The organism is Dactylosporangium sp. NPDC000244 (assembly GCF_040300725.1).
Taxonomy (GTDB): domain Bacteria; phylum Actinomycetota; class Actinomycetes; order Mycobacteriales; family Micromonosporaceae; genus Dactylosporangium.
On the sequence record NZ_JBEPEH010000027.1, the window covers coordinates 44,804 to 66,562 of the forward strand.

The 21,759-nt window shown below is 73.3% G+C and carries 22 protein-coding genes; 12 read left to right on the forward strand and 10 right to left on the reverse strand.

Annotated features, from left to right (window positions below; genetic code table 11):
* Nucleotides 1-113 precede the first annotated feature (113 nt).
* Together ABT369_RS34340 and ABT369_RS34345 are read left to right on the forward strand one after the other, a co-directional pair.
* Nucleotides 114-1,619, forward strand: a complete 1,506-nt coding sequence (locus tag ABT369_RS34340; RefSeq protein WP_350618304.1) for a cellulose binding domain-containing protein — start codon at nucleotides 114-116, stop codon at nucleotides 1,617-1,619.
* The gene (locus ABT369_RS34345; RefSeq protein ID WP_350618306.1) at nucleotides 1,616-3,028 is read left to right on the forward strand and encodes a glycoside hydrolase family 10 protein; all 1,413 of its coding nucleotides are present in this window, start codon (nucleotides 1,616-1,618) and stop codon (nucleotides 3,026-3,028) included. Before ABT369_RS34340 ends, ABT369_RS34345 begins: the two co-directional genes overlap by 4 nt.
* Before the next feature lie 69 nt (nucleotides 3,029-3,097).
* On the opposite strand, the gene ABT369_RS34350 is transcribed toward ABT369_RS34345, so the two are convergent.
* Nucleotides 3,098-3,553: a DUF1203 domain-containing protein gene (locus tag ABT369_RS34350; RefSeq protein WP_350618308.1), complete on the reverse strand. Its 456-nt coding sequence runs from the start codon at nucleotides 3,551-3,553 to the stop codon at nucleotides 3,098-3,100.
* Between the two features lie 107 nt (nucleotides 3,554-3,660).
* Here ABT369_RS34350 and ABT369_RS34355 point away from each other — a divergent pair, with 107 nt between their 5' ends.
* The 4 genes from ABT369_RS34355 to ABT369_RS34370 all read left to right on the forward strand — a co-directional run bounded on the left by ABT369_RS34355 (nucleotide 3,661) and on the right by ABT369_RS34370 (nucleotide 5,210).
* Nucleotides 3,661-4,143, forward strand: a complete 483-nt coding sequence (locus ABT369_RS34355; protein ID WP_350618310.1) for a maleylpyruvate isomerase N-terminal domain-containing protein — start codon at nucleotides 3,661-3,663, stop codon at nucleotides 4,141-4,143.
* Complete coding sequence (locus ABT369_RS34360; RefSeq protein ID WP_350618312.1) at nucleotides 4,140-4,361, forward strand: hypothetical protein; 222 nt, start codon at nucleotides 4,140-4,142, stop codon at nucleotides 4,359-4,361. Before ABT369_RS34355 ends, ABT369_RS34360 begins: the two co-directional genes overlap by 4 nt.
* 105 nt (nucleotides 4,362-4,466) lie before the next feature.
* Nucleotides 4,467-4,712: a hypothetical protein gene (locus ABT369_RS34365; RefSeq protein WP_350618314.1), complete on the forward strand. Its 246-nt coding sequence runs from the start codon at nucleotides 4,467-4,469 to the stop codon at nucleotides 4,710-4,712.
* Between the two features lie 12 nt (nucleotides 4,713-4,724).
* Nucleotides 4,725-5,210 (forward strand): GNAT family N-acetyltransferase, encoded by a 486-nt coding sequence (locus ABT369_RS34370; RefSeq protein WP_350618316.1) that lies wholly within the window; start codon nucleotides 4,725-4,727, stop codon nucleotides 5,208-5,210.
* Here ABT369_RS34370 and ABT369_RS34375 read toward each other — a convergent pair.
* On the reverse strand, nucleotides 5,207-8,110 hold the full coding sequence (locus ABT369_RS34375) for a putative bifunctional diguanylate cyclase/phosphodiesterase (RefSeq protein WP_350618318.1): 2,904 nt from the start codon (nucleotides 8,108-8,110) through the stop codon (nucleotides 5,207-5,209). The genes ABT369_RS34370 and ABT369_RS34375 overlap by 4 nt on opposite strands.
* 180 nt (nucleotides 8,111-8,290) lie before the next feature.
* Here ABT369_RS34375 and ABT369_RS34380 point away from each other — a divergent pair, with 180 nt between their 5' ends.
* Nucleotides 8,291-9,043 carry an N-acetyltransferase gene (locus tag ABT369_RS34380; RefSeq protein ID WP_350618320.1) on the forward strand — a complete coding sequence of 251 codons (753 nt, stop codon included), beginning with the start codon at nucleotides 8,291-8,293 and terminating at the stop codon, nucleotides 9,041-9,043.
* A gap of 16 nt (nucleotides 9,044-9,059) precedes the next feature.
* Here ABT369_RS34380 and ABT369_RS34385 read toward each other — a convergent pair whose 3' ends face one another.
* The 3 genes from ABT369_RS34385 to ABT369_RS34395 all read right to left on the reverse strand — a co-directional run bounded on the left by ABT369_RS34385 (nucleotide 9,060) and on the right by ABT369_RS34395 (nucleotide 13,269).
* On the reverse strand, nucleotides 9,060-10,940 hold the full coding sequence (locus tag ABT369_RS34385) for a diguanylate cyclase domain-containing protein (protein WP_350618322.1): 1,881 nt from the start codon (nucleotides 10,938-10,940) through the stop codon (nucleotides 9,060-9,062).
* 86 nt (nucleotides 10,941-11,026) lie between these two features.
* Nucleotides 11,027-12,199, reverse strand: coding sequence for a hypothetical protein (locus ABT369_RS34390; protein ID WP_350618324.1), 1,173 nt, complete (start codon nucleotides 12,197-12,199; stop codon nucleotides 11,027-11,029).
* Complete coding sequence (locus ABT369_RS34395; RefSeq protein ID WP_350618326.1) at nucleotides 12,193-13,269, reverse strand: HesA/MoeB/ThiF family protein; 1,077 nt, start codon at nucleotides 13,267-13,269, stop codon at nucleotides 12,193-12,195. Before ABT369_RS34395 ends, ABT369_RS34390 begins: the two co-directional genes overlap by 7 nt.
* Nucleotides 13,270-13,638: 369 nt before the next feature.
* Here ABT369_RS34395 and ABT369_RS34400 point away from each other — a divergent pair, with 369 nt between their 5' ends.
* Nucleotides 13,639-14,298, forward strand: coding sequence for a TVP38/TMEM64 family protein (locus ABT369_RS34400; protein WP_350618328.1), 660 nt, complete (start codon nucleotides 13,639-13,641; stop codon nucleotides 14,296-14,298).
* A 17-nt stretch (nucleotides 14,299-14,315) separates the two neighbouring features.
* On the opposite strand, the gene ABT369_RS34405 is transcribed toward ABT369_RS34400, so the two are convergent.
* Nucleotides 14,316-14,771: a MarR family winged helix-turn-helix transcriptional regulator gene (locus ABT369_RS34405; protein WP_350618330.1), complete on the reverse strand. Its 456-nt coding sequence runs from the start codon at nucleotides 14,769-14,771 to the stop codon at nucleotides 14,316-14,318.
* Between the two features lie 63 nt (nucleotides 14,772-14,834).
* On the opposite strand from ABT369_RS34405, the gene ABT369_RS34410 reads away from it, so the two are divergent.
* The 4 genes from ABT369_RS34410 to ABT369_RS34425 all read left to right on the forward strand — a co-directional run bounded on the left by ABT369_RS34410 (nucleotide 14,835) and on the right by ABT369_RS34425 (nucleotide 17,448).
* Nucleotides 14,835-15,203 carry a VOC family protein gene (locus ABT369_RS34410; RefSeq protein WP_350618332.1) on the forward strand — a complete coding sequence of 123 codons (369 nt, stop codon included), beginning with the start codon at nucleotides 14,835-14,837 and terminating at the stop codon, nucleotides 15,201-15,203.
* A gap of 55 nt (nucleotides 15,204-15,258) precedes the next feature.
* Nucleotides 15,259-16,512 carry a hypothetical protein gene (locus ABT369_RS34415; RefSeq protein WP_350618334.1) on the forward strand — a complete coding sequence of 418 codons (1,254 nt, stop codon included), beginning with the start codon at nucleotides 15,259-15,261 and terminating at the stop codon, nucleotides 16,510-16,512.
* Between the two features lie 91 nt (nucleotides 16,513-16,603).
* Nucleotides 16,604-17,047, forward strand: coding sequence for an FAS1-like dehydratase domain-containing protein (locus tag ABT369_RS34420; protein WP_350618336.1), 444 nt, complete (start codon nucleotides 16,604-16,606; stop codon nucleotides 17,045-17,047).
* The gene (locus ABT369_RS34425; RefSeq protein WP_350618338.1) at nucleotides 17,044-17,448 is read left to right on the forward strand and encodes a MaoC family dehydratase; all 405 of its coding nucleotides are present in this window, start codon (nucleotides 17,044-17,046) and stop codon (nucleotides 17,446-17,448) included. The genes ABT369_RS34420 and ABT369_RS34425 overlap by 4 nt, the downstream gene beginning before the upstream one ends.
* On the opposite strand, the gene ABT369_RS34430 is transcribed toward ABT369_RS34425, so the two are convergent.
* Genes ABT369_RS34430 through ABT369_RS34445 form a run of 4 tightly spaced genes read right to left on the reverse strand, consistent with a single transcriptional unit; the run spans nucleotide 17,443 to nucleotide 21,727 of the window.
* On the reverse strand, nucleotides 17,443-18,603 hold the full coding sequence (locus ABT369_RS34430) for a thiolase family protein (protein ID WP_350618340.1): 1,161 nt from the start codon (nucleotides 18,601-18,603) through the stop codon (nucleotides 17,443-17,445). The genes ABT369_RS34425 and ABT369_RS34430 overlap by 6 nt on opposite strands.
* Nucleotides 18,596-19,663 carry a CaiB/BaiF CoA transferase family protein gene (locus tag ABT369_RS34435; protein ID WP_350618342.1) on the reverse strand — a complete coding sequence of 356 codons (1,068 nt, stop codon included), beginning with the start codon at nucleotides 19,661-19,663 and terminating at the stop codon, nucleotides 18,596-18,598. The genes ABT369_RS34430 and ABT369_RS34435 overlap by 8 nt, the downstream gene beginning before the upstream one ends.
* Nucleotides 19,656-20,531, reverse strand: a complete 876-nt coding sequence (locus tag ABT369_RS34440) for an SDR family NAD(P)-dependent oxidoreductase (protein ID WP_350618344.1) — start codon at nucleotides 20,529-20,531, stop codon at nucleotides 19,656-19,658. The genes ABT369_RS34435 and ABT369_RS34440 overlap by 8 nt, the downstream gene beginning before the upstream one ends.
* Nucleotides 20,528-21,727 (reverse strand): CaiB/BaiF CoA transferase family protein, encoded by a 1,200-nt coding sequence (locus tag ABT369_RS34445; protein WP_350618346.1) that lies wholly within the window; start codon nucleotides 21,725-21,727, stop codon nucleotides 20,528-20,530. Before ABT369_RS34445 ends, ABT369_RS34440 begins: the two co-directional genes overlap by 4 nt.
* Nucleotides 21,728-21,759: the final 32 nt, after the last annotated feature.

The following is a 21,759-nucleotide window of genomic DNA, read 5'->3' on the forward strand; positions in this document are numbered from 1 at the left end:
TCCTCGTCTCGGACAACGGGGACAAACGTGTCGAAGCGCTTGACTGCCCCGGGACGCGGCGAAGGATGGGAGCGCTTCCAACCGCCATCCGAGAAGCTTCCCAAGGAGCCCACATGCGGTACCGCACAACCACCCTGGCGGTGGCCGGCGGCCTGCTGCTCGCGTCGGCCGGGGCGGTCCTGCTGCCGACCTCGGCACAGGCCGCCGCGGGCTGTCAGGTCACGTACACCACCAGCGACTGGCCCGGCGGCTTCACGGCCGCCATCACCGTCAAGAACCTCGGCGACGCCGTGTCGTCGTGGACCCTCGGCTGGACCTTCGCCGCCGGGCAGCACGTCGACCAGGGCTGGTCGGCGACCTACACCCAGTCCGGCGCGAACGTGACGGCCGCCAGCCTGTCGTACAACGGCGCCCTCGCCACCGGCGCGAGCACCAGCATCGGCTTCAACGGATCGTGGACCGGCTCCAACCCGAAGCCGGCCGCCTTCACGCTCAACGGCATCACCTGCAACGGCACCACGACGAACTCCCCGAGCCCGTCGAAGAGCGCCTCGGCCAGCCCGTCGGTGTCCCCCTCCGTGTCCGTGTCGCCGCCGCCGGCCGGGGCCGCCCCGAAGCTCAAGGTGAGCGGCAACAAGCTGGTCACGAGCACCGGGTCCACGTACCGGCTGCTGGGCGTCAACCGCTCCGGCGGCGAGTTCGCGTGCATCCAGGGCAACGGCATCTGGGACGGGCCGATGGACCAGGCCTCCATCACCGCGATGCGCACCTGGAAGATCCGCACCGTGCGGGTGCCGCTGAACGAGGAGTGCTGGGTCGGCACGAGCAACGTGCAGGCGGCCTACGGCGGGGCCAACTACCAGAACGCGGTCAAGGCCTACGTCAACCTCCTCGTCAGCAACGGCATCACGCCGATCGTGGAGATGCACTGGAACTACGGGCAGTACACCGGCCCGTCGGCCGGCTGCTCCGACGTCAAGGCGACCTGCCAGAAGCCGATGCCGGACGCGCAGTACGCCCCGAGCTTCTGGACCGGCGTCGCCAACGCCTTCAAGGGCAACGACGCGATCATCTTCGACCTGTTCAACGAGCCGTACCCGGAGCGGGCCACCGGCAGCGCGAGCACCGGCTGGGCCTGCTGGCGCGACGGCGGCACCTGCAACGGCATCGGCTACTCGGTCGCGGGATTCCAGTCGCTGGTCAACGCCGTGCGCGCGACGGGCGCCACGAACGTCATCATGATCGGCGGCCTGGCGTACTCCAACGACCTCACGCAGTGGCTGCAGTACAAGCCGACCGACCCGCAGAACAACATCGCGGCGTTCGCGCACATCTACAACTTCAACACCTGCTCCAACACCTCCTGCTACGACAGCCAGCTCGCCCCGGTGGCGGCCCAGGTGCCGCTGGCGCTGACCGAGATCGGCGAGAACGACTGCTCGCACGGCTTCGTCGACACGCTCATGAACTGGGCCGACGGCAAGGGGATCGGCTACCTCGGCTGGACCTGGAACACCTGGGACTGCTCGAGCGGCCCGTCGCTCATCAGCAACTACAACGGCACCGCGACCGCGTTCGGCCAGGGCATCAAGGATCACCTCGCGGGGGTTTCGTCATGAGACGCGCACTGATCGCAGGCGCGGCCGCGCTCGTGGCCGCCGGCACCTTCACGTTCGTCATCACCCGGGCCGAGGCGGCGACGCAGACCTTGCAGTCGCTCGCCGCGGCCGGCGGCCGGTACTTCGGCTCCGCCACCGACAACCCGGAGCTGACCGACACCGCCTACACCGCGATCCTCGGCGGCGGCGAGTTCGGCCAGACCACCCCGGGCAACGCGATGAAGTGGGACAGCACCGAGCCGACCCAGAACTCCTTCAGCTTCACCAAGGGCGACGCGGTCATCACGTTCGCCCAGGCGCACAACATGAAGGTCCGCGGGCACACCCTGCTGTGGCACAACCAGCTGCCCGGCTGGGTCTCGCAGCTGCCCGCGGCCCAGGTGCAGGCGGCGATGGAGAATCACATCACCCAGGTCGCCGCGCACTACAAGGGCAAGGTCTTCGCCTGGGACGTCGTCAACGAGCCCTTCAACGACGACGGCACGTTCCGCAGCACCTCGCCGTTCTACACGGCGATGGGCAGCGACTACATCGCCGACGCGTTCCGCACCGCCCGCGCGGCGGACCCGGACGCGAAGCTCTACATCAACGACTACAACACCGACGGCCAGGGCGCCAAGGCCGACGCGATGTACAACCTCGTCAAGACGCTCAAGGCCCAGGGCGTGCCGATCGACGGCGTGGGCTTCCAGGCGCACCTGGCGATCCAGTACGGCTTCCCGACCAACATGCAGGCGAACCTGCAGCGCTTCGCCGACCTCGGCGTCGACGTGGCGATCACCGAGCTGGACGTGCGCATGGTCCTGCCGCGGGACGCGACCAAGGACGCCACCCAGGCCACGTACTACAACAACGTGGTGAAGGCCTGCGTGGCGGTGACCCGCTGCGTCGGCATCACGATCTGGGACTACACCGACAAGTACTCGTGGGTGCCTTCGACGTTCTCCGGCCAGGGCGCGGCGCTGCCGTGGGACGAGAACCTGGCGAAGAAGCCGACCGCCTACAACGCGATCGTGACCGGCCTCGGCGGCACGGTGTCCTCGGCCTCGCCGTCGGTCACGTCCGCGTCCCCGTCCGTGTCGCCGTCCAAGTCCGTGTCGCCGTCCGCGAGCGCCTCCACCAGCCCGCCGCCGGCCGGCGCGTGCACGGCGACGTACAAGATCGTCGGCAGCTGGCCGGGCGGGTTCCAGGGCGAGGTGAGCGTGGCCGGGACCAAGCCCGGCTGGACGGTCAAGTGGACGTTCGCCAACGGCCAGACGATCAGTCAGCTCTGGGGCGGCACGGTGAGCCAGTCCGGGGCGAGCGTGACCGTCACCCCCGCGTCGTGGAACGCCACCCCGCCGGCCACGTTCGGCTTCCTGGCGTCGTGGAACGGCACCAACGCCGTGCCGGCGGTGACCTGCTCATAACGTGCGTGCATGATCCGAGGTCCCCGGTCGCTCGCGACCGGGGACCTCGCGCCGCGCCGTGACCGGCGGTCAGCGGGTCACCGTGAACATGTAGCAGCCGTAGGCGATGTTGCGGCTGTCGACGCGCACGACCTCCGGATGCGCCAGGATGTCGGCCAGTTCGGCCTCGGGGTTCGTGCCGTCGTGGGTGCGGGTCGACGGGTGGATCCAGCCGCGCGCGTCGTAGGCGCGCAGGACCTGCGGGCGGCCGCGCCAGCCCTCGGGGTAGCCGGTCGCCGCCGGCCCCGCGCACGGCTCGGCGTGGGCGAAGACGGCGCCGAGCTCGCGGTAGGGACTGTCCGGCGGCAGCTTCGGGTCGAACCCGAACAGCAGCAGTTGCTCGCCCGGCTCGGCGTCGCGCAGGCAGCAGCGCACGGGCTCGCCTCCCTCGGCCAGCCACGGCTCGGGCGCGTTGCCGGAGGCGTCCCGGCCGGTGCGGCGAACGGATTCCAGGGTCTCGGCGTCGATCGCGTGAACAGTGAACATGCCCTCAGCGTGCCCCCGTGAAACGCTCTGCGCTGGCGGGAATCGGCCCTCGCGCCGGGGTCTAGTTGATCATGCGGGACGGTACCGTGGTCCGTACCGTGGAGTGGGTGGAGCGGGTACCCCTGGACGAGAACGCCGCGGCGCGGCAACGGCTGACTGCACTCATCGACTCCCTCGGCGACGAGGGTCTACGCAAACCGGTGACGCCCGGTTGGAGCGCCGCGACCGTGCTGGCGCAGCTCGCCTTCTGGGACCGCTGGGCGCTCACGCTCGTGCGCCGCTGGCGCTCCGGGCACCTGCCGCCGCCGACCGTGCCGCAGTGGTACGACGACGCCATCAACGACACGCTGCTGCCGGCCTGGCAGGCGCTGCCGGGCCCGGTCGCGGCGCAGCTGGCGCTCGCCGCCGCCGAGGAGGCGGACCTGGAGATCCGCAAGGCCGAGACCCCGGTGGTGGCCGGGATCCTGGCCGCTGGCCAGGCGAACCTGCTGCACCGGCACGTGCCGCGCAACGCCGCCCTGGACCGCATCGAGGCGGCCGGTCAGGGGACAGCTCCGGCGCCCGGGATCCTGCATACTCGGACGCCGTGAGCAGCGATCCCTTCGAGAGCCTGGAGCCCGAGTGGGCCCGGGACGTCGAGCGCCGTGCCGTGCGCGCGGCCCGTGTGCAACGCGTGCGGCGCGGCCTGCGCCCGCCCCGCCGGCGGGGCCTCGGCCCGACCGGGAAGCTGCTGCTGATCGGCGTGGTGGCCGCGGCCGCGGTGCTGGTGTCCTTCGGCGCTTCCTACTTCCTGCCCGGCGGCCCGTAGCGGAGGCCGGGCGGCCCGGAGCGGGTGGCCTGGAGCGCAGGGTGAAAGGGCGGATCACCCGTTTCTTCGCGGACCGGTCACGCCGCCCGTCGGCACGATCTGCGCATGTTGCATCTCGATCCAGACAGCGTTCTCGTCACCACTGCCGCCGAGTTGCAGACCCGGCACCTGGAGCGGGATCCCGACGACCCCTCGCGGTGCGGGGCCTGCGGGGCGCTGCTGCCCTGCCCCGTCGAGGCGGCCGCCGCGCTCGTGTGCCGGGCCGGGGGGCTGTGGCTCGAGGGCGACACGATCGTGGACGCGCTCGAGCCGCCGACGCAGCTCCTGGCGATCATTCCGGCCGAAGTCTGAGATGATCAATGCATGAGGCTTCGGCCGTATGCCGAACAGGACCGCCGGCTCACCGCTGAGCTGGAGGGCGATGCCGAGGTCATGGCGCACCTCGGCGGGCCGGCGCCGGGCGGGCGGGCCGAGTCCGTGCACGAGCGGCGGGTCGCCGGGCGGGAGCGGGAGTGGTACCGCACCATCCTCGCCGACCCCGACGACGAGCCCGCCGGGGTCGTGGCCGTGTTCCGCAGCGCCTGGGAGGGGCGCGAGATCCACGAGCTCGGCATCATGCTGCTGGCGGGCCGGGCGCGGCGGCACGGGCTCGCGGCGGGGGCTGTGCGCCTCGCCGTCGAGGAGGTGCGGGCGTCGGGGCTGGTGCGCGAGGTCCACGCGTTCATCGGGGCCGAGAACCGGGCCGCGGGCGTCGTGGCCCGGCGGACCGGGTTCGTGAACCACGGGCCGTGCGACGTGGACTACGAGGGCGTACCGATCCGGTGCGACCACTGGATCCTGGAGCTCTAGGCGGCCGGCTCGACCAGGCCCGGTGACTGCAGCCAGGCCAGCGCCTCGTCGCGGGGCAGCGGCTTGGTGAACAGGTAGCCCTGGCCGAACCCGCAGCGCAGGTCGACGAGGCGCTGGCGGTTCGCCTCGGTCTCGATGCCCTCGGCCACCACCTCCAGGTCGAGCGTGCGGGCGAGCTGGACGATGCCGCGGACCAGGTCGTACTGCCGCCGCGAGGTCCCGATCGTGTCCACGAAGGACTTGTCGAGCTTGAGCGCGTCGACGGCCACGCGGTGCAGGTAGGACAGCGACGAGTACCCGGTGCCGAAGTCGTCGATCGAGACCCGCACGCCGGCGGCGCGCAGGGTGGCCAGGTCGGCGTGGATGTGCTCGTCGTCGCCGAGCAGCAGGCTCTCGGTGATCTCGACCGTGAGTGCGCCGGGCGGCAGGTCGGCCTGGGCCAGCTCGGTCAGCACCCGCTGGACGAAGCCGGGGGAGCGGAACTGGCGCACGGACACGTTGACGCTCATCGTGGGGGCGGCGTCGGAGTGGTACAACCTCCGGAACTCGACCGCGGTGGCGATGGCGTGGCGCATCACCCAGTCCCCGAGCGGGACGATGAGCCCGCACTCCTCGGCGATCTCGATGAACTCCAGCGGCGGCACCAGCCCGAAGGTCGGGTGCTGCCAGCGCACCAGCGCCTCGAAGCCGTGCGGCAGGCCCGTCGCGAGCTCGACGATCGGCTGGTAGTGCAGCACGAACGCGTCCTCGGCCAGGGCCTGGTCCAGGTCGGTGCGCAGCCGCATCCGGCGCAGGGTGTGGGCGTGCATCGCGGATTCGTACCGCCGCCAGCGCTCCGGCGTCCCCTTCGCGCTGTCCAGGGCGACGTCGGCCTCGCTCAGCACCTGCGCGGCGTCGGCGGCGTCGGCCGTCATGGCCACCCCGACGCTCGGCAGGGCCGTCACCACGCTGCCGCGGACCAGGAACGGCGGGCGGAAGTCCTCGACGATCCGCGCGGCGAGCGCCTCGACCTCGGCGACGGCCGCGCGCTCGACCAGCACGCCGAACTCGTCGGCGCCGAGGCGGGCCACCACGGCGGCGCGCGGGCACACTTCCGCGAGCCGCTCGCCGAACGCCTTGAGCAGCTCGTCGCCGACGTCCTGGCCCATGGTGTCGTTGACCGTGCGGAAGCCGTCGATGTCGACGATGAGCACGGCGGCGGCGGTCGCGCTCTGCACGCAGTCCTGGAAGCGCAGGCGGTTGCCGAGGCCGGTGAGCGGGTCGAGGTAGGCGCGGTCGATGAGCTCGCGCTCGAGGCGGCGGCGCTCGGTCACGTCGTGGATGGTGAGCACCCGGCCGGCGACGGTCGGCTCGCCGGTCAGGTCGCGGACGGTCACCTCCACGTCGGCGGCGGACCCGTCGGCGCGCCGGATCCGCTCGTCCGACACCAGCAGGTCGGACACGTGCGCGCCGATCGGGTCCAGGCCGAACAGCGGCTGGGCCGAGGGGCTGGCGTAGCTGACCCGGTCGTCGTCGCCGACGATGAGGATGACGTCGGCGGCGTTGAGCACCAGGGTGCGGAAGTAGGCCTCGCTGTCGCGGCGGACGATCTCCCGGTTCAGCGCGATGTGGTCGAGCATGCTCGCGGCCTGGCCGGCCAGCACGCGCGCCGACTCCTGCAGCGTGACGAGGGCCCGCTCGTCGGCGGCGACCCACAGCTCGCCGAGGCGGACGCCGCCGACGCTCAGGGGGCAGTACAGCGCCAGCTCGAACCCGTCCAGTTCGCGCGCGGACTCCTCGGGCAGCTTCGCGACGTACTGCATGCTCATGACGGCCTCGCACCGCCCCGAGCCGACGCGCAGCACGGTGCGGTGGGCGGTGCCGGGGCGCAGCAGCGAGCCGACCGCCCGGCGGACGACGGCCTCGACCGCGCCCACCTCGGTCGCCGACAGCAGCGCCTCGCAGGCCTTGCGCAGCGCGCGCTCGCGGGACAGCGTGTGCCCGACGCTGCGGGCGGCGAGCCCGCCCCGGCCGAGCGACAGCGCCACGAGCGCGGCCGAGCCGACCGCGATGACGGTCCCGTTGTGCACCGGCCCGGACTGCGCCTCGGCGAAGAGGATCCCGGGCGCGACGAGCGAGGCGACGCCCAGCACCGCCCGGCGCGGCTTGACCTGCGTTGAGCCGATCACCCGCGGCTCGGACAGCTGCGCCATCGACGGGTGCAGCGCGGCGAGACCGCCCGCGGCGAAGAACACGATCCAGCCGACGTCGACGAAGCTGCCCAGGCCCCACTCCCCGTCGAGCCGGCGCAGGCTGAACGCGACGTCGGAGACGAGCAGCACGGCCCCGGAGGTGAGCAGCAGCGCCACGCTCCAGCTGCGGCGGGCCTCCAGCACCATCCGCACCATGATGGCCAGCAGCATCACGTCGGCGAGCGGGTAGGCGCTGGCGACGGCCTTCTGCGCGGCGTTGAGGCCGGGGTCGCTGAGGTACGGGTCGATGAGGAACACCCAGGCGAGCAGCCCCGCCCCGGCGGTGAAGATGAGCGAGTCGATGACGGTCGCCCAGTCCCGGTTCGCCGCCCCGGAGCGGCTCAGCATCAGCAGGCCGAGCAGCAGCAGCGGGAACGTGGCGCCGAGCGAGATGGCGTCGGCGACCGACGGGAACCGGTCCGAGTGCAGCACGTCGGTCTGCACCAGGGAGGCCGCGGTGCCGGCCGCGAGGCCGAGGGAGCCGCCGCCCCACAGCAGCCACGGCAGCTTCCGGCGGGGCCGGTGGGCGCGGACGCCGTAGACGATCGCGGCGATCGTGGTCGCGACGAGCCCGACGTAACAGAGCAGGCCCGCGTCCGGGAACAGCCGGTAACAGACGGCAAGCGCAAGCGCACAGAGCGCATATGCCCAGGTCACCCGCCTCGTCACGCCACTCCTTCCCGCGCGCTGCAAGCTACTTTGTCCCGCCGATCCCGGGCGGGGCAAGGTCTGATCCACCGGTATACACATCGGCCGGTCGAACGGCCGCTGAAGGCCTCGCACGCATGCGTTTGCCGGGCAGAACATGCGTTCCGCGGACCGGTGGCGCGGACCGATAGGTTGATCTCCATGGACTTCGCCTGGCTCGAGGTGACGACGCTGGCCGAGCGGCCCGACCGCCTGCCGCTCATCACGACGTTCGACGACCCCACCGTGGCCCCGTTCCTGTACCAGGACCCGGTCTCCGCGGCGCTCTTCCCGGCCCTGGTGCAGCGGCATCCGCAGTACACCCTGCTGGCCGTCGAGCGCGACACCGGCGCGCCCGCGGGGATGTTGTGCACGCTGCCCTTCACCGCGGGCGAGGACGGGGAACTGCCCGGCGGCGGCTACGACGCGGTGCTGCTGTCCGCGGCCGCCGACGCCCTCGCCGGGACCACCGGGCCGCAGGTGTCGGCGCTGTTCGCGACCGTCCGGCCGCAGCTGCGCGGCCGGGGCGTCTCCGGCCATCTGCTGGCGCTGGCCCGGCGCAACGCCGCCGCGCTCGGGCATCCGGCGCTGTTCGCCCCGGTGCGCCCGACCCGCAAGCACCTCCAGCCGCTGGTGCCGCTCGCGCAGTACGTGGCCCGCCGCCGCGCCGACGGCACCGCCGAGGACCCGTGGCTGCGCGTGCACGAGCGGGCCGGCGGGCGGTTCGTGGCGGTCGCGCCGCACTCGATGACCATCACGGCGCCGCTGGAGCGGTGGCGGGCGTGGACCGGCCTGCCGTTCGACGCGCCCGGGCCGGTCGTCGTCGCCGGCGGGCTCGGGCCGGTGGTGTGCGAGCCGGAGCGGGATCTCGCCACCTACGTGGAGGCCAACGCCTGGTACCGCCACGACCTCTGAGACACGACCGCTGGGATCAGAGGGCGGCGCGGTCGCGCAGGCCGTGCTTCACCGAGTACATCGCGGCGTCCGCGTCGCGCAGGAGCGCGTCGGCGTCGGCCAGGGCGCCGCACGCCGCGCCGATGCTGGCCCGGATCGGGACCAGCGCCTGGTCGATCTCGACCGGCTCGGCGAAGCACTCGTGCATCCGGCGGGTCAGGTCCTCGGCGTAGGCGAGCGAGGTGTCGGGCAGCAGGACCGCGAACTCGTCGCCGCCGAGGCGGGCCACGGTGTCGGTGGGGCGCACGCAGTGCCGCAGCCGGGCCGCCACCGCGCGCAGGAGCGCGTCGCCGGCGTGGTGGCCGTAGGTGTCGTTGACCGCCTTGAAGCCGTCCAGGTCGATGATGAGGACGGACGCCCGTCCGCCCGCGGCCGCGATGCGCTCGGCGAACAGGGCCCGGTTGGCCAGGCCGGTCAGCGCGTCGTGGGTCGCCTCGTGGCGCAGCCGGTCCTGGAACGCGACGACGTCGGTGATGTCGTGCGCGTTGTAGACCACGCCGCCGATGCTCGGCACGTGCGTGAGGTTCGTGACCACGGCCGTGAGCCAGCGCGCGCGGCCGTCGAGGTGCGGGACCCGCAGGCGCAGGGTGATGCTGGCGCCCGGGCGGGTCAGCAGGTCGTCGAGGCGGGCCCGCCACTCGTCGCGCCCCTCGGCCACGGTGAGCTCGTCCATGCGCCGGCCGATCACCGACTCGGGCGGTACGCCGAAGGTGCGCTCGACGGCCGGGCTCGCGTACGACACCACATGGTCGGCCCCGGCGATGACGGTGATGTCGGAGGAGTGCTGGACCAGGGCCCGGAACCGCTCCTCCTGCGCCGCGAGGGCCTGCATGCTGCGGTCGACCTCGCCGAGCAGCCGCGCGTTGTCGGTGAAGGCGATCAGCTGCCGGGTCACCACGATGCCGGTCACCAGCAGCACGCCGATGACCACGCCCCACACGCGGACGTCCAGCGAGCCGCGGGTGAGCGAGACGATCAGCAGCGCGTAGGCGGCGGCGACGCCGATGTAGGGCATCAGGCTGAACGGCCGCACCGGGCGGCGCGCGAGGATGTCGGGGTCGGCGCGCAGGTTCGCCTCGTTGATGCGGGGCACGGCGGCCAGCAGCGCGCACGGCAGCAGCCGGGCCAGCATCGCGACCTCGGGCCGCGTCACCTCCACCAGGGCCGCGGTCAGGCCGGTGGAGAGCCCGATGAGCACGCTGGCCAGGCCGGCGCTCCAGCCGGCGATCGGGGTGAACGGCATGTTGCGGCCCAGCATGAGCTTCACGAGCCCGAACGAGCCCGCGAGGCTGACCCCGGCCGAGGCCAGGGCGAGCAGCAGCGCGCCGCCGCTCTCGCCGAGGTCGACGCTGGGGGAGAGGTACCACACGAAGACCGCGGTGGCGGCGACGACCGTGGCCGCGTCGAGCATGAACCGCAGCCGCTCCCGGCCGGCCGTGTTGGTCGGGTGCAGCACCATGGCGAGCAGGCAGACCAGCGACCCGCACGTGACCAGCCCGGACTGCACCGCGCCGCCCTGCACCATGCCGTCGACGGGGGTGGCGAAGGTCTGCACGCCCTGGGCCGCGTCGCCGGCGGTGAGGAACACGGCCCCGGCCGCGATGAGCCGCCAGAACCGCCGGTGCGCCGCGGACACGCCCGGCAGCGCGCTCATCCGCGCCGAGAAGACCGCGAAGACGATGTCGAGGAGCACCTGAATCGGCCAGAACAGGGCAAGTTTCGCACTGGCGCCGGTTCCGGGCAGGGCATACCAGACGGTGAAGGCCGCGGTGAACAGCAGCAGGACGCGCAGGACCGGATCGCGCAGCAGCGCCCCCCTCGCCGCCGGGCGAGGCCGCTGCTCATGGGATGTGCTCACGGCACTCCTTCATTGCGCCGGACTCTACCGCCTGGGCGGGCACCCTAAGGTGCCGTCTACATCGTCCATACGGCGGAAGACCTGAGTCAGGCTGAAGTGCGCGTGGATTTGCGCGCGGAAATGACGCGCCGGATGACCCGCCATCCCCCGCGAATCGCCCCGAACAGGGCGAGGGTGGACGGGATGACCGCGACCGTCAGGGCGGCGAGGCCCTCCCACGCGGCGGCGGTGGTCAGGCCGTCGGCGCGGATCGGGGCCACGCACAGGGCGACGAGGTGCGGCAGGCCGGGCAGGACGAACTTCGCGAGGTAGTACAGGGCGACCGCGGTGCCGGGAACGTAGAGCCACAGGTAGCGCCGGGCCCACGTGACCTCCCGCGGGTCGGCGTCGGCCAGCTGGCGCTCGTCGGCGGGGGTCGAGCGGTGCAGGTACCGCCGCAGCAAGGCGCCCTTCGTGGCCCACAGGGTCTTGCAGCCGGTCGCGTTCACCAGCAGCGCGTAGACGTCGGTGCGCACGAAGACCATGGCCTGGGCCAGGATCGCGGTGAACTGCAGCAGCACGAGCGCCCGCAGCAGGCGGGCCGCGACCGAGCCGGGCGCGAGGAGCTCCTGGGCCGCCAGCGCGCCGGCCAGGACGACCGCGTCCCAGGCGAGGCCGGCCAGCAGCGGCCCGTAGCGGGCGCGGCGGGGGACGCTCCAGAGGCGGGTGAGGTCGGCCTGGAAGGTGAGGAAGTACAGGCGGCGGCTCACCGACAGGCGGCTGGGCAGCCCGAGCGCGGCGGTGGCGAGCACGTGCGCGCCCTCGTGGGCGGCGACGGCCAGCATCCCGAGGCCGCTGACGGCGAGGATGTTCAGCAGCTGGGTGGTGAACGGGAAGGCGTCACGGTACGTCGGGCGCAGCCAAGGCACCGCGACCAGCAGCACGGGCACGGCGAGCGCGAGCGCGGCGTAGAGGCCCCAGGCGACCCGGCCGAACAGCAGCGCACCGGCGCGCTGGCGCCGCGTGCCGTCGATGCGCCCGTCGTCGCCGGAGCCGGCCAGCAGGCCCTCGTCGGCGAGCACGGTCAGGAAGTCCGCCACGTCGACGGGCTCGCCGGCCAGCTCCTCGGCCCGCCGCTCGGCCTCGGCGACGCTCGCGCCCTGCTGCAGCCACTCGATGATCCGCGCGCCGATCTCGGGGACCTCGACGTAGGCGGCCGTGCCCGGGCTGCCCACCACGTAGCCGTCGCCGTCGCGCACGAGCGTGAGCTGGTTCAGCACAGCGGGCACCGGGGGTTGCGCGGCCAGGGCGCCCGGGTCGTGCGCATGCCGTCGGCGAGCTCGACGGTGTGGTACACGCCGGCCGCGACGGGCTCGTCGGTGCCGGTGAGGTAGCGGCCGGCCTCCATCGCCACGAACCCGGCCAGCAGCTGCGCGACGGGGCCGGTGGCGCGGTTGACCCGCCCGGCCGGGAGCACCACGGACTGCTCGGCCAGCTCCGGCATGGCGCCGCCCTCGTCCTCGCGGTTGAGCTCCAGGCACATGCGGCACGCGCTCACGCCGGGGCGCACGGACCAGTAGAAGAGGGTGGAGTACTGCAGCCCGCCCGTCACGAACGGCACGCCCAGCTCGAAGCAGGCCCGGTTGACCAGCAGGTGCACGTCGTCCGGGGAGTCGATGGCGCAGACCACCAGCGAGGCGCCCCGGCCCAGGGCGACGATGCCGTCCACATCGGACACCCGGGCGTGCACGGACTCGACCACGGTGTCGCCGCAGTAGCGGGCGGCCCAGTCCTTCGCCGCCGCCACCTTCGGGCGGCCGACGTCGGCGTGGCCGTAGGCGAACTGCCGGGCGAGGTTCTTCTCCTCGACGTGGTCGAAGTCCACGATCCGCACGCGGCCGGCGCCGAGCCCGACGAGCGACTGCAGCACGCCGCTGCCCATGCCGCCCGCGCCGAGCAGGAGCACGTCGGCGCTCGCCATGCCCCGGTGGAACTGCGCGCTCGTACGGTCCAGTCCCGCGAAAAGGTCGTAGAAGCGCAGGTTGCTCTCGTGCCGCCGGCGCGTGCCCGCGTCGAGCCCGTCGTCGCCGGCCCGCAGCAGCACCCCGACGTCGTCGAGCGCGCCGACCGCGTCCGCCATCTCGTCCTCGGTGACCTCGAACCCGCGCTCGCGCATGGCCGCGGGGAGCTCGGCGACGGTCCGGGAGCCTTCGGCGAGCACCCGCAACAGGGCGGTGACGCTGCCGTTGTCGTCGTCGAGGTAGGTGGCCTCGAGCGCGCGGCGCAGGAGGATGACCTCGTTGGGGCGCTGGATGACCGAGATCGGTTTGAGCTGGGGGATGACCCGCATGATGCAGAAACTCCGATCGCAGAAAAGAGCTCGGCCGGCCCGGCGGATCGCGCCAGGCCGGCCGGTCGAGTGGATCAGGCGGCGCCCTGGGGCGCGTCCGGGTCGAGGTGGATCCGGGTCGCCTCGATCGGCTCGACCTTCTTGACCTTGATCTTCACGTGTCTCTCCCATCGGTCGGGGATTTCGGTCTCCGGCGGGCGGTTGCCCGCTCCGGTGGAAGAAACGTATGCAAGGCATCGACACCCGACAGTCCTTGATTCGACTTGCCGCCGGTCGCCAAGATGACCTCATATTGATCTACGACTAAGTCTTGATTTCCTTGTCCGGACGGCCTGGTTCGGCCGGCGGCCGACGGGGCATGATGCGCGCATGACGCGCACGGCTCGGCTGCTGCGACTGGCCGGGCTGGTCGCCCTCGTGGGCGGCCTCGTCACGGTCGCGATCCTCGTCGGCCTGCCCGGGCGGGACGAGCTGCGGTCCACGATGGCGGGGCTCGGCTGGTGGGCACCCGTGGCGTGCGCCGGCCTCTACGGCGTGGCCTGCCTGTCGCCGCTGCCGAAGACGGTCCTCACCCTCGCCGCCGGCGCCCTGTTCGGCGTCGCGGGCGGCCTGGCGGTCGTCGTCTGCGGCGCGCTGCTGGGCGCGGTGGCGGCCCTGTACCTGGGCCGGCTGCTGGGCCGTGACGCGGTGCGCTGGCTCGCGGGCGGGCGGCTGGACGCGTTCGACGCGCGGCTGACCCGGCACGGGATCTGGGCCATCGTCGCCGCCCGGCTCATTCCCGTCGTGCCGTTCACCGCGGTCAACTACCTCGCGGGGGTGACCAGCGTGCGGCTGCGGGACTTCGTGCTCGGCACGGCGGTGGGCATCCTGCCGGCCACGACCGCCTATGTGACCGTCGGCGCCTACGGGTGGCAGCCGGGGGCGTGGCCGCTGTGGGCCGCGCTGGCGGCGCTGGTCGTGCTCACCGTGGGCGGCCTGCTGGCCGAGCGCCACCGCCGCGGCCGCCGGAGCGCGAATGCTGATCGGTGAGGGCCGCGGACGACTAGCTATGCGCCGTCGCCGTCGCGCAGGGAATGGATCATGCTCCGCAGGATCCGGAACGCGGCCGACTGCTCGGTCCCGTTCAGGCCGGCCAGCATTCTGACCTCGACGGACCGGACCGCCGCGCTCGCCTTCTCCAGGCTCCGCCGGCCCCGAGGCGTGAGCCGTGCGGGAAGCGCCTTCCCGACGGGCGCCTCCGCGGGCCTGGTCACGTAGCCGTCTCGCTCCAGGGCCTGGAGCAGCACGTTCATCGACTGCCGGGTCACGAACGCGCCCCGCGCGAGCTCGGAGTTGGACAAGCCCGGCCGCTGGGCCAGCAGCTCGAGGCAGGAGTAGTGCGTCACGGTCATCCCGAGCGGCCGCAGCACCTCCTCCATGGCCGCGCGCAGGACGCTCGACGCCTCTTTGAGCAGGTAGCCCAGTGATGTGTCCAGGTCGACCCCGGCACCGTCTTGACTCATGTCAGTATTCTGACATACGTTGGTCCGTGTCAGGAGACTGACACGAACGGAAGGAGCATCCTCATGCCCGCCACCGGCCCCGACTTCATCTCGCTCCAGGTGCGCGACCTCGACGCCTCGCAGGCGTTCTACGAGCGGTACCTCGGCCTCGTCCGCTCGCCGGCCGGACCTCCGCACGCCGTCGTCTTCGAGACGAAGCCGATCGCGTTCGCACTCCGCGACGTCGTTCCCGGCACCGATCTCGCATCCGTCGCCCAGCCCGGCATCGGTGCCGCGATCTGGCTGCACGCCACCGACGTGCAGGCCATTCACGACGACCTCGTCGCCGGCGGTCACGCCATCGTCGCCGCGCCGATCGACGGCCCCTTCGGCCGGACGTTCACCTTCGCCGACCCCGACGGCTACCGGATCACGCTCCACGACCGCGCCTGACGCGGACGGCCACACTCCCGTGCCTGCCGCGCGTCGGCGGTGTAAGAAAGATGCCGTGGATGCCAAGCGACTGCAGGGAATCGGGTTCGCCGCGCTCATGGGAGCCGCGGCCGGCGCCGCGCTCGCCGCGCACCGCGGGCCGCGCGCCGCGCTGAAGGCCGCCGCGCTCGGCGGCGGCGCGCTCGCGGCGATCGACGGGGCCGCACGGGCGCTGCAGCGGCCGGACGAGATCCCGGCGGTGTGGGCGCGGATCGCGGCCAGCGGGGCGATCGCGGCGCCCGCCGGATGGGCGGCCGGGAAGGCCGGAGCGTCGCCGCTCGCCGTCGGGGTCGCGGCGGGAGCGGTCGCCGGGGCGATGGGCGTGCGACCGCACAAGGTGGCGCTCGGGCCGGTGGTCGGGCTGGCCGTGGGGGCCGCGCTGCGCAACCGGCCGCCGGCGCAGGTGGCCGCGGCGAGCGTGGTGGCGTTCCGGACCGTGTCGCAGCTCGTGTTCCGGGAGCCGCAGGTCGAGCTCCTGGCCGAGAGTGCCACCGCGGAGCAGCTCCCCTTCGTCGTACCGCTGGAGGCCCGCACCCGCTACGTCGGCACCGGCTACGTGCGGGACCTCGCCGCGGCGACCGGCGGCACCTACGAGGAGGCGACCGCCGACATCGGCATCGTGGCGAGCCTGGACGCCCTCTCCGGGCCCGAGTTCGACCCGGCGGCCGTCGACCCGCTCGTGCGGGAGTTCTACGAGCACACGACCCGGTTCACGCTCGACATCGTGCCGCGGTGGCGGGCCTGGGTGCGACCCGGATATCTGCTGTACCGCACCCTCGTCGCCCGGCCGCTCGGGCAGGCCAACGTGCCGATGAACCTCCGCGAGGCGCAGCGCGGGATGCACAGCCGCATCGACACCATCACCGGCACCGACGGGGTCGTGTCCACCCGGGGCTGGATCCGCTCCTTCGCGCACAACGGGGAGCCCATCTACGTGGGCATCTACACGACGTACCGGCACGGCGAGCGCGGGTACGTCAGCGTGGGCTTCCCCCTGCCCCAGGCCAACTTCACGGCCACCCTCGCGCCCCGGCCGCGGCCCGGCGGCGGGCTGAGGCTCACGAGCCGGGCCGGCGACGGGCAGACCGGGCACTACCTGAGCTACATCGACGGCGAGAGCCGGGCGCTGTCCACGCTCGCGGTGCACGGCTTCTCCGAGGAGCTCGACGTCTACGTGGACGGCGGGGAGCTGCGGGCCGACCACGCGTTCTCGGTCTTCGGCCTGCCGTTCCTGACCCTCGAGTACCGGATCAGCCGGAAGCGCAACTGAACTATTTTGTGTACAATCCTGGTCGTCCATCGGGGGAATCTGCCCCCAGAGTCGTTAGATTGCGCACAATCTCGGAAGGAGTAGTGGACGTATGGGTCAGCTGTCCGAGTTCGAGGGGCGGTCGGGCGCCGAGTTCACGATGACGGTCGAGATGGGCAAGATTCGCGAGTTCGCCGCCGCCGTCGGCGCCGGGCATCCGCTCCACTCCGGCGACGACCCGATCTCCCCGCCCACCTTCCTGGCCTCGGCCGCGTTCTGGACGACGGATGCCAGTGCGGCGTGGGGCGATCAGCCACCGGACCTGTCGCGCGTGCTGCACGCCGGCCAGCAGTACGTGTTCCACGGGCCGCCGCCGAGCGCGGGAACCGTGCTGCACTGCCAGGAGCGCATCGACCGGGTCTACACCAAGCAGGGCCGGCGCGGTGGCGCCCTCGAGTTCGCCGACATCGTCACCGAGTTCCGCGACGCCGACGGGCGCCTGGTCGCCGAGGCCCGCGCCACGCTCGTGGTGACCGAACAGGCGCCGACGGCATGACGGCGCTGGGAAGCTTCCGGGCGCCGCTGGTGGAGGGCCCGCTCACCGTCACCGACTTCGTGCGCTACCAGGGCGCGTCGGGCGACATGAACCCGATCCACCACGACGCCGAGTTCGCGCGGGCCGCCGGGTTCCCGACGGTGTTCGCCGTCGGGATGCGGCAGGCCGGTGCCCTGGCCGCGTTCGCCGCCGACCACTTCGGGCCCGACAACGTCCGCCGGTTCGAGGTGCAGTTCCGCGCGATCGCGTGGCCGGGCGACACCCTCACGTACAGCGGTGAGGTCGTCGCCGTCGAGGAGTCCGCGACGCACACGGTCTGCACGGTCGCGCTCCAGGTGACCCGGCAGACCGGCGAGGTCCACCTCGCCGGCACCGCCGTGTTCGAAGTACCGAAGTTATAGCCGCTCGACGATCGTGGCGTTCGCCTGGCCGCCCGCCTCGCACATGGTCTGCAGCCCGTAGCGGCCGCCGGTCTGTTCGAGGTGGTTCACCAGCGTCGCCATGAGGCGCACCCCGGAGCCGCCCAGGGGGTGCCCGAGGGCGATCGCGCCGCCGCGCGGGTTGAGTCGTCCGGGGTCCGCCCCGAGGTCGGCCGCCCAGGCCAGCGGTACCGGCGCGAAGGCCTCGTTCACCTCGTAGGCGTCGATGTCGTCGATGCCGAGGCCGGCCTTGGCGAGCACCTTGCGGGTCGCCGGGATGGGCGCGGTCAGCATCATGACCGGGTCGTCGCCGGCCAGCGCGAAGGCGTGGAACCGGGCCCGGGGCCGCAGCCCGAGCTCGGCCGCCCGCGCCGCGCTCATGATCAGCGCGGCCGCCGCCCCGTCGGTCAGCGGCGAGGAGTTGCCCGCGGTGATGTGCCAGCCGATCTGCGGGAACCGCGCACCGGCGGCGGCGTCGTAGAAGGCCGGCTTCAGCCCGGCCAGGCCCTCCGGGGTCGTCGCCGGGCGGATGGTCTCGTCCTGCGTGTGCTCGCCGACCGGCACGATCTCGGCGGCGAACGCCCCGGAGCCGGCGGCCGCGGCGGCCAGCGCGTGCGACCGGGCGGCGTACGCGTCCAGCTGCTCCCGCGTGAGGCCCCAGCGATCGGTCACCAGCTCGGCCGCGATGCCCTGCGACACAAGGCCCAGCCGGGCCGCCACGCTCGGGCCGAACGGGTCGGCCGCGCCGATCGCGACCCCCATCGGGACCCGGCTCATCGACTCGACCCCGCACGCCACGACGACGTCGTAGGCCCCGGCCATCACGCCCTGGGCGGCGAAGTGCATCGCCTGCTGGCCCGATCCGCAGGCCCGGTCGACGGTCGTGCCCGGGACGGTGAGCGGCCAGCCCGCCGCCAGCACGGCGTTGCGCCCGATGTTGGCCGCCTGCTCGGTGGCCTGGCCGACGCAGCCGGTGATGACGTCGTCGATCAGGACGGGGTCGATCCCGGTGCGGGTGACGAGCGCGCGCAGGACGGTGGCCAGCAGCTCCACGGGGTGCAGCCCGGACAGCGCACCGCCGGGCTTGCCGCGGCCCGAGGCGGAGCGGACGATGTCGACGATCACGGCGTCATGCACGGAGAATCCCTTCGGCTGCGGCGCCCCAGGCGCGCACCACGTCTTCGGTCGATGTCGATGCCGATGCCGATGCGCGGCCGAGCGGAAGCCGGGGCATCCCGTCGGCGAAGAGCCCGCGCGCCACCGCCTGGCCGTGCCGCGGTGCCTCGCTGAGGTTCAGCACGGGTGCGAGGCAGGCGTCGGTGCCGGCGGCGAGGTCGGCCCACTCGTCGCGGGTCCGGGTGAGCACCGCCGCCGCGATCGCCGCGCGCAACGCCGGCCAGCGGGCCGGATCGTCGCGGTTCTCGCACACCTCGGGGCTGAGCCCCAGCAGGCCGGCCAGCACCGCGAAGAACTGGGGCTCGAGGGCCCCGATGGCGACATAGCGGCCGTCGGCGCACGCGTACACGTCGTAGTAGGGCGCGCCGGTGTCGAGCAGGTTCGTGCCGGCCTTGTCCCGCCACTGCCCGTCGCGGTGCATGCCGTACAGCATCGACGCGAGGTAGGTGGTGCCGTCGGTGATCGCCACGTCCAGCACGCGCCCGGTGCCGGTGCGCGCGCGTTCGACGAGCGCGGCCAGGACGGCCGTGACGAGGTACATGCCGCCGCCGCCGAAGTCGCCGAGCAGGTTCGACGGCGGGGTGGGCGGCCGGCCCTGCCGCGCGGCGGCGTGCAGGGCGCCGGTGACGGCGATGTAGTTGATGTCGTGCCCGGCGGTGTGGGCCAGCGGCCCGGTCTGACCCCAGCCGGTCATCCGGCCGTAGACGAGCCGCGGGTTGATGGCGTGACAATCCTGCGGGCCGAGCCCGAGCCGCTCGGCGACGCCCGGGCGGTAGCCCTCGAGGAGGACGTCCGCCTCGGCCACCAGCCCGCGCACGACCTCCAGGGTGGCGGGGTCCTTCAGGTTGACGCCCACGACGGGCCGGCCCCGCTCCAGCCCGCCGCCCCCGGGCACCTGGCCGGGGCGGCGCAGCGCGAGCACGTCGGCCCCGAGGTCGGCCAGCAGCATGCCCGCGAAGGGCTCTGGCCCGATCCCGAGCAGCTCCAGGACCCGGACACCGCGCAGCAGGGGCTCACTCATGGCGCTGGCCTTCCATGTCGGCGGCGGGCGGTGCGGCCGCGATGGCCGAGCGGAGGGCCCGGTCGAGGTGTTCGGGGTCGTCGGGCTGGGTGAAGGTCGGCTCGAGGCGCCAGCCGGAGGCGATGCCGACCTGGGGGCCGCGGACGTCGAAGACGCGGCCGGTGACGTCGCGCACGCCCGGTCCGCAGAGCCAGGCGACGACGCGCGCCACCCAGTGCGGGTCGAGCTCCTCGCGGCGGCGGTCGGTGATCTCGCCCTCGTAGCGCCGCAGCGGTTCCTCGGTGAGACGGGTGAGGGCGCTCGGGGCCACGCAGTTGGCGCTCACGCCGTACGGCCGCAGCTCCTGGGCCGCCACGAGCGTGAACGCGGCGATGCCGGCCTTCGCCGCGGCGTAGTTCGACTGCCCGATGTTGCCGAACAGCCCGGAGGCGGAGGTCGTCGTGATCAGCCGCCCGTCGACGTCGGCGCCCGATTTCGCCCGGGCCCGCCAGTGGGCGGCGGCGTGGTGGGCGATGGTGAAGGTGCCTTTGAGGTGTACCGCGATGACGTCGTCCCACTCGGCTTCGCTCATCGACGCCAGGGTCCGGTCCCGCAGGATGCCCGCGTTGGCGACCACCACGTCGAGCCCGCCGAAGCGCTCGACGGCGAGCCCGACCAGGTCCGCGGTCGCGGCGAAGTCCGTCACGTCGTGCCGGCTCACGAGGGCGGTGCCGCCCGCGGCCTCGATCTCGGCGACGACCTCGCCGGCGGGTCCGTCGCCGAGGTCGTTGACGATGACGGCGTGCCCGGCGGCGGCCAGGGCGAGGGCGTAGGCCCGGCCGAGGCCGCGGCCGCCCCCGGTGACGACGGCCGTTCGCGGCGCGCTCACTCGGCCACGACCCCGCGGGTGAGGAGGTCTTTCCAGGCCTCGTCGTCCACCCCGGCGAGTTCGCCGAGGACGGCGCGCGAGTGCTGGCCCAGGCGCGGCCCCACGGCGGACACCTCGCCCGGCGTCCGGCTGAACTTCGGCACGATGCCGGCCATCGGCCCCGCGACGCCGTCGTCCGTCTCCGGCCGCAGCACCATCTGCCGGGCGGCGTAGTGCAGATCGTTGATCATGTCGGGCGCGGTGTAGATCTTCCCCGCCGGCACGCCGTGCTCCGCGAGGATCCGCAGCAGCTCCGCCGAGCCGAGCGAGGCGGTCCACCGCTCGACCTCCTCGTCGAGGACGGTCGCGTTGCGGCCGCGGGCCTCGTGGCCGTCGAAGCGCGGGTCGGTCGCCAGCTCCGGCCGGCCCATGGCGTCGCAGAGCCGCCGGTACACCGCGTCGGCGTTGCCGGCGATCGCGATGTCCGCGCCGTCCGCGGCCTTGTACACATTGGACGGTGCCACGCCGGGCAGGACGCTGCCGGTCCGGGTGCGCAGCACGCCCGCCCGCTCGTAGTCGACCATCGTCGACTCCATGAGCGCCGCGACCGCCTCGTAGATGGCGACGTCGACCTCCTGGCCGCGCCCGCTCGCCGCCCGCTCGACCAGTGCGGTGGAGGTTCCCACCACGGCGAACAGCGCCGCGAGGGAGTCGCCGATGCTGATGCCGGTCCGCGCCGGGCGGGACCCGGCGTCGCCGGTCGTGAACCGCATGCCGCCCATGGCCTCGCCGATGCTGCCGAAGCCGGCCTCGCGCGAGCGTGGGCCCGTCTGTCCCAGCCCGGAGACGTGCACGACGATGATGCGGGGGTTGAGCTCGGCGAGGGCCTGGTAGCCGAGTCCCCAGCCGTCGAGCGTGCCGGGCCGGAAGTTCTCCAGGACGACGTCGGACTGCGTGGCGAGCGCCCGCGCCACCGCCTGGCCGTCCGGGTGGCGCAGGTCCAGCGCGACGGACTTCTTGTTGCGGGCGATGGCCGGCCACCACAGGCTCTGGCCGTCCTGCACGATGCCCCACCGGCGCATCGGGTCGCCCGCGCCGGGCGGCTCCAGCTTGATCACCTCGGCGCCGTAGTCGGCCAGCAGCTGACCCGCGAACGGCCCCGCGATGAAGCTTCCCAACTCGAGGACCCGGACGCCCGACAGTGGACCCTTCGACACGTTTGCTCCTCCGAATGTGCACAATCTGAGGC

What these genes read in the sequence shown, in the direction of transcription:
- ABT369_RS34340 (WP_350618304.1), top strand. Translation starts at nt 114, where the DNA reads ATGCGGTACCGCACAACCACCCTGGCGGTGGCCGGCGGCCTGCTGCTC.
- ABT369_RS34345 (WP_350618306.1), top strand. Translation starts at nt 1,616, where the DNA reads ATGAGACGCGCACTGATCGCAGGCGCGGCCGCGCTCGTGGCCGCCGGC.
- ABT369_RS34350 (WP_350618308.1), bottom strand. Translation starts at nt 3,553, where the DNA reads ATGTTCACTGTTCACGCGATCGACGCCGAGACCCTGGAATCCGTTCGC.
- ABT369_RS34365 (WP_350618314.1), top strand. Translation starts at nt 4,467, where the DNA reads ATGTTGCATCTCGATCCAGACAGCGTTCTCGTCACCACTGCCGCCGAG.
- ABT369_RS34370 (WP_350618316.1), top strand. Translation starts at nt 4,725, where the DNA reads ATGAGGCTTCGGCCGTATGCCGAACAGGACCGCCGGCTCACCGCTGAG.
- ABT369_RS34380 (WP_350618320.1), top strand. Translation starts at nt 8,291, where the DNA reads ATGGACTTCGCCTGGCTCGAGGTGACGACGCTGGCCGAGCGGCCCGAC.
- ABT369_RS34395 (WP_350618326.1), bottom strand. Translation starts at nt 13,269, where the DNA reads ATGCGGGTCATCCCCCAGCTCAAACCGATCTCGGTCATCCAGCGCCCC.
- ABT369_RS34400 (WP_350618328.1), top strand. Translation starts at nt 13,639, where the DNA reads ATGACGCGCACGGCTCGGCTGCTGCGACTGGCCGGGCTGGTCGCCCTC.
- ABT369_RS34405 (WP_350618330.1), bottom strand. Translation starts at nt 14,771, where the DNA reads ATGAGTCAAGACGGTGCCGGGGTCGACCTGGACACATCACTGGGCTAC.
- ABT369_RS34410 (WP_350618332.1), top strand. Translation starts at nt 14,835, where the DNA reads ATGCCCGCCACCGGCCCCGACTTCATCTCGCTCCAGGTGCGCGACCTC.
- ABT369_RS34420 (WP_350618336.1), top strand. Translation starts at nt 16,604, where the DNA reads ATGGGTCAGCTGTCCGAGTTCGAGGGGCGGTCGGGCGCCGAGTTCACG.
- ABT369_RS34425 (WP_350618338.1), top strand. Translation starts at nt 17,044, where the DNA reads ATGACGGCGCTGGGAAGCTTCCGGGCGCCGCTGGTGGAGGGCCCGCTC.
- ABT369_RS34435 (WP_350618342.1), bottom strand. Translation starts at nt 19,663, where the DNA reads ATGAGTGAGCCCCTGCTGCGCGGTGTCCGGGTCCTGGAGCTGCTCGGG.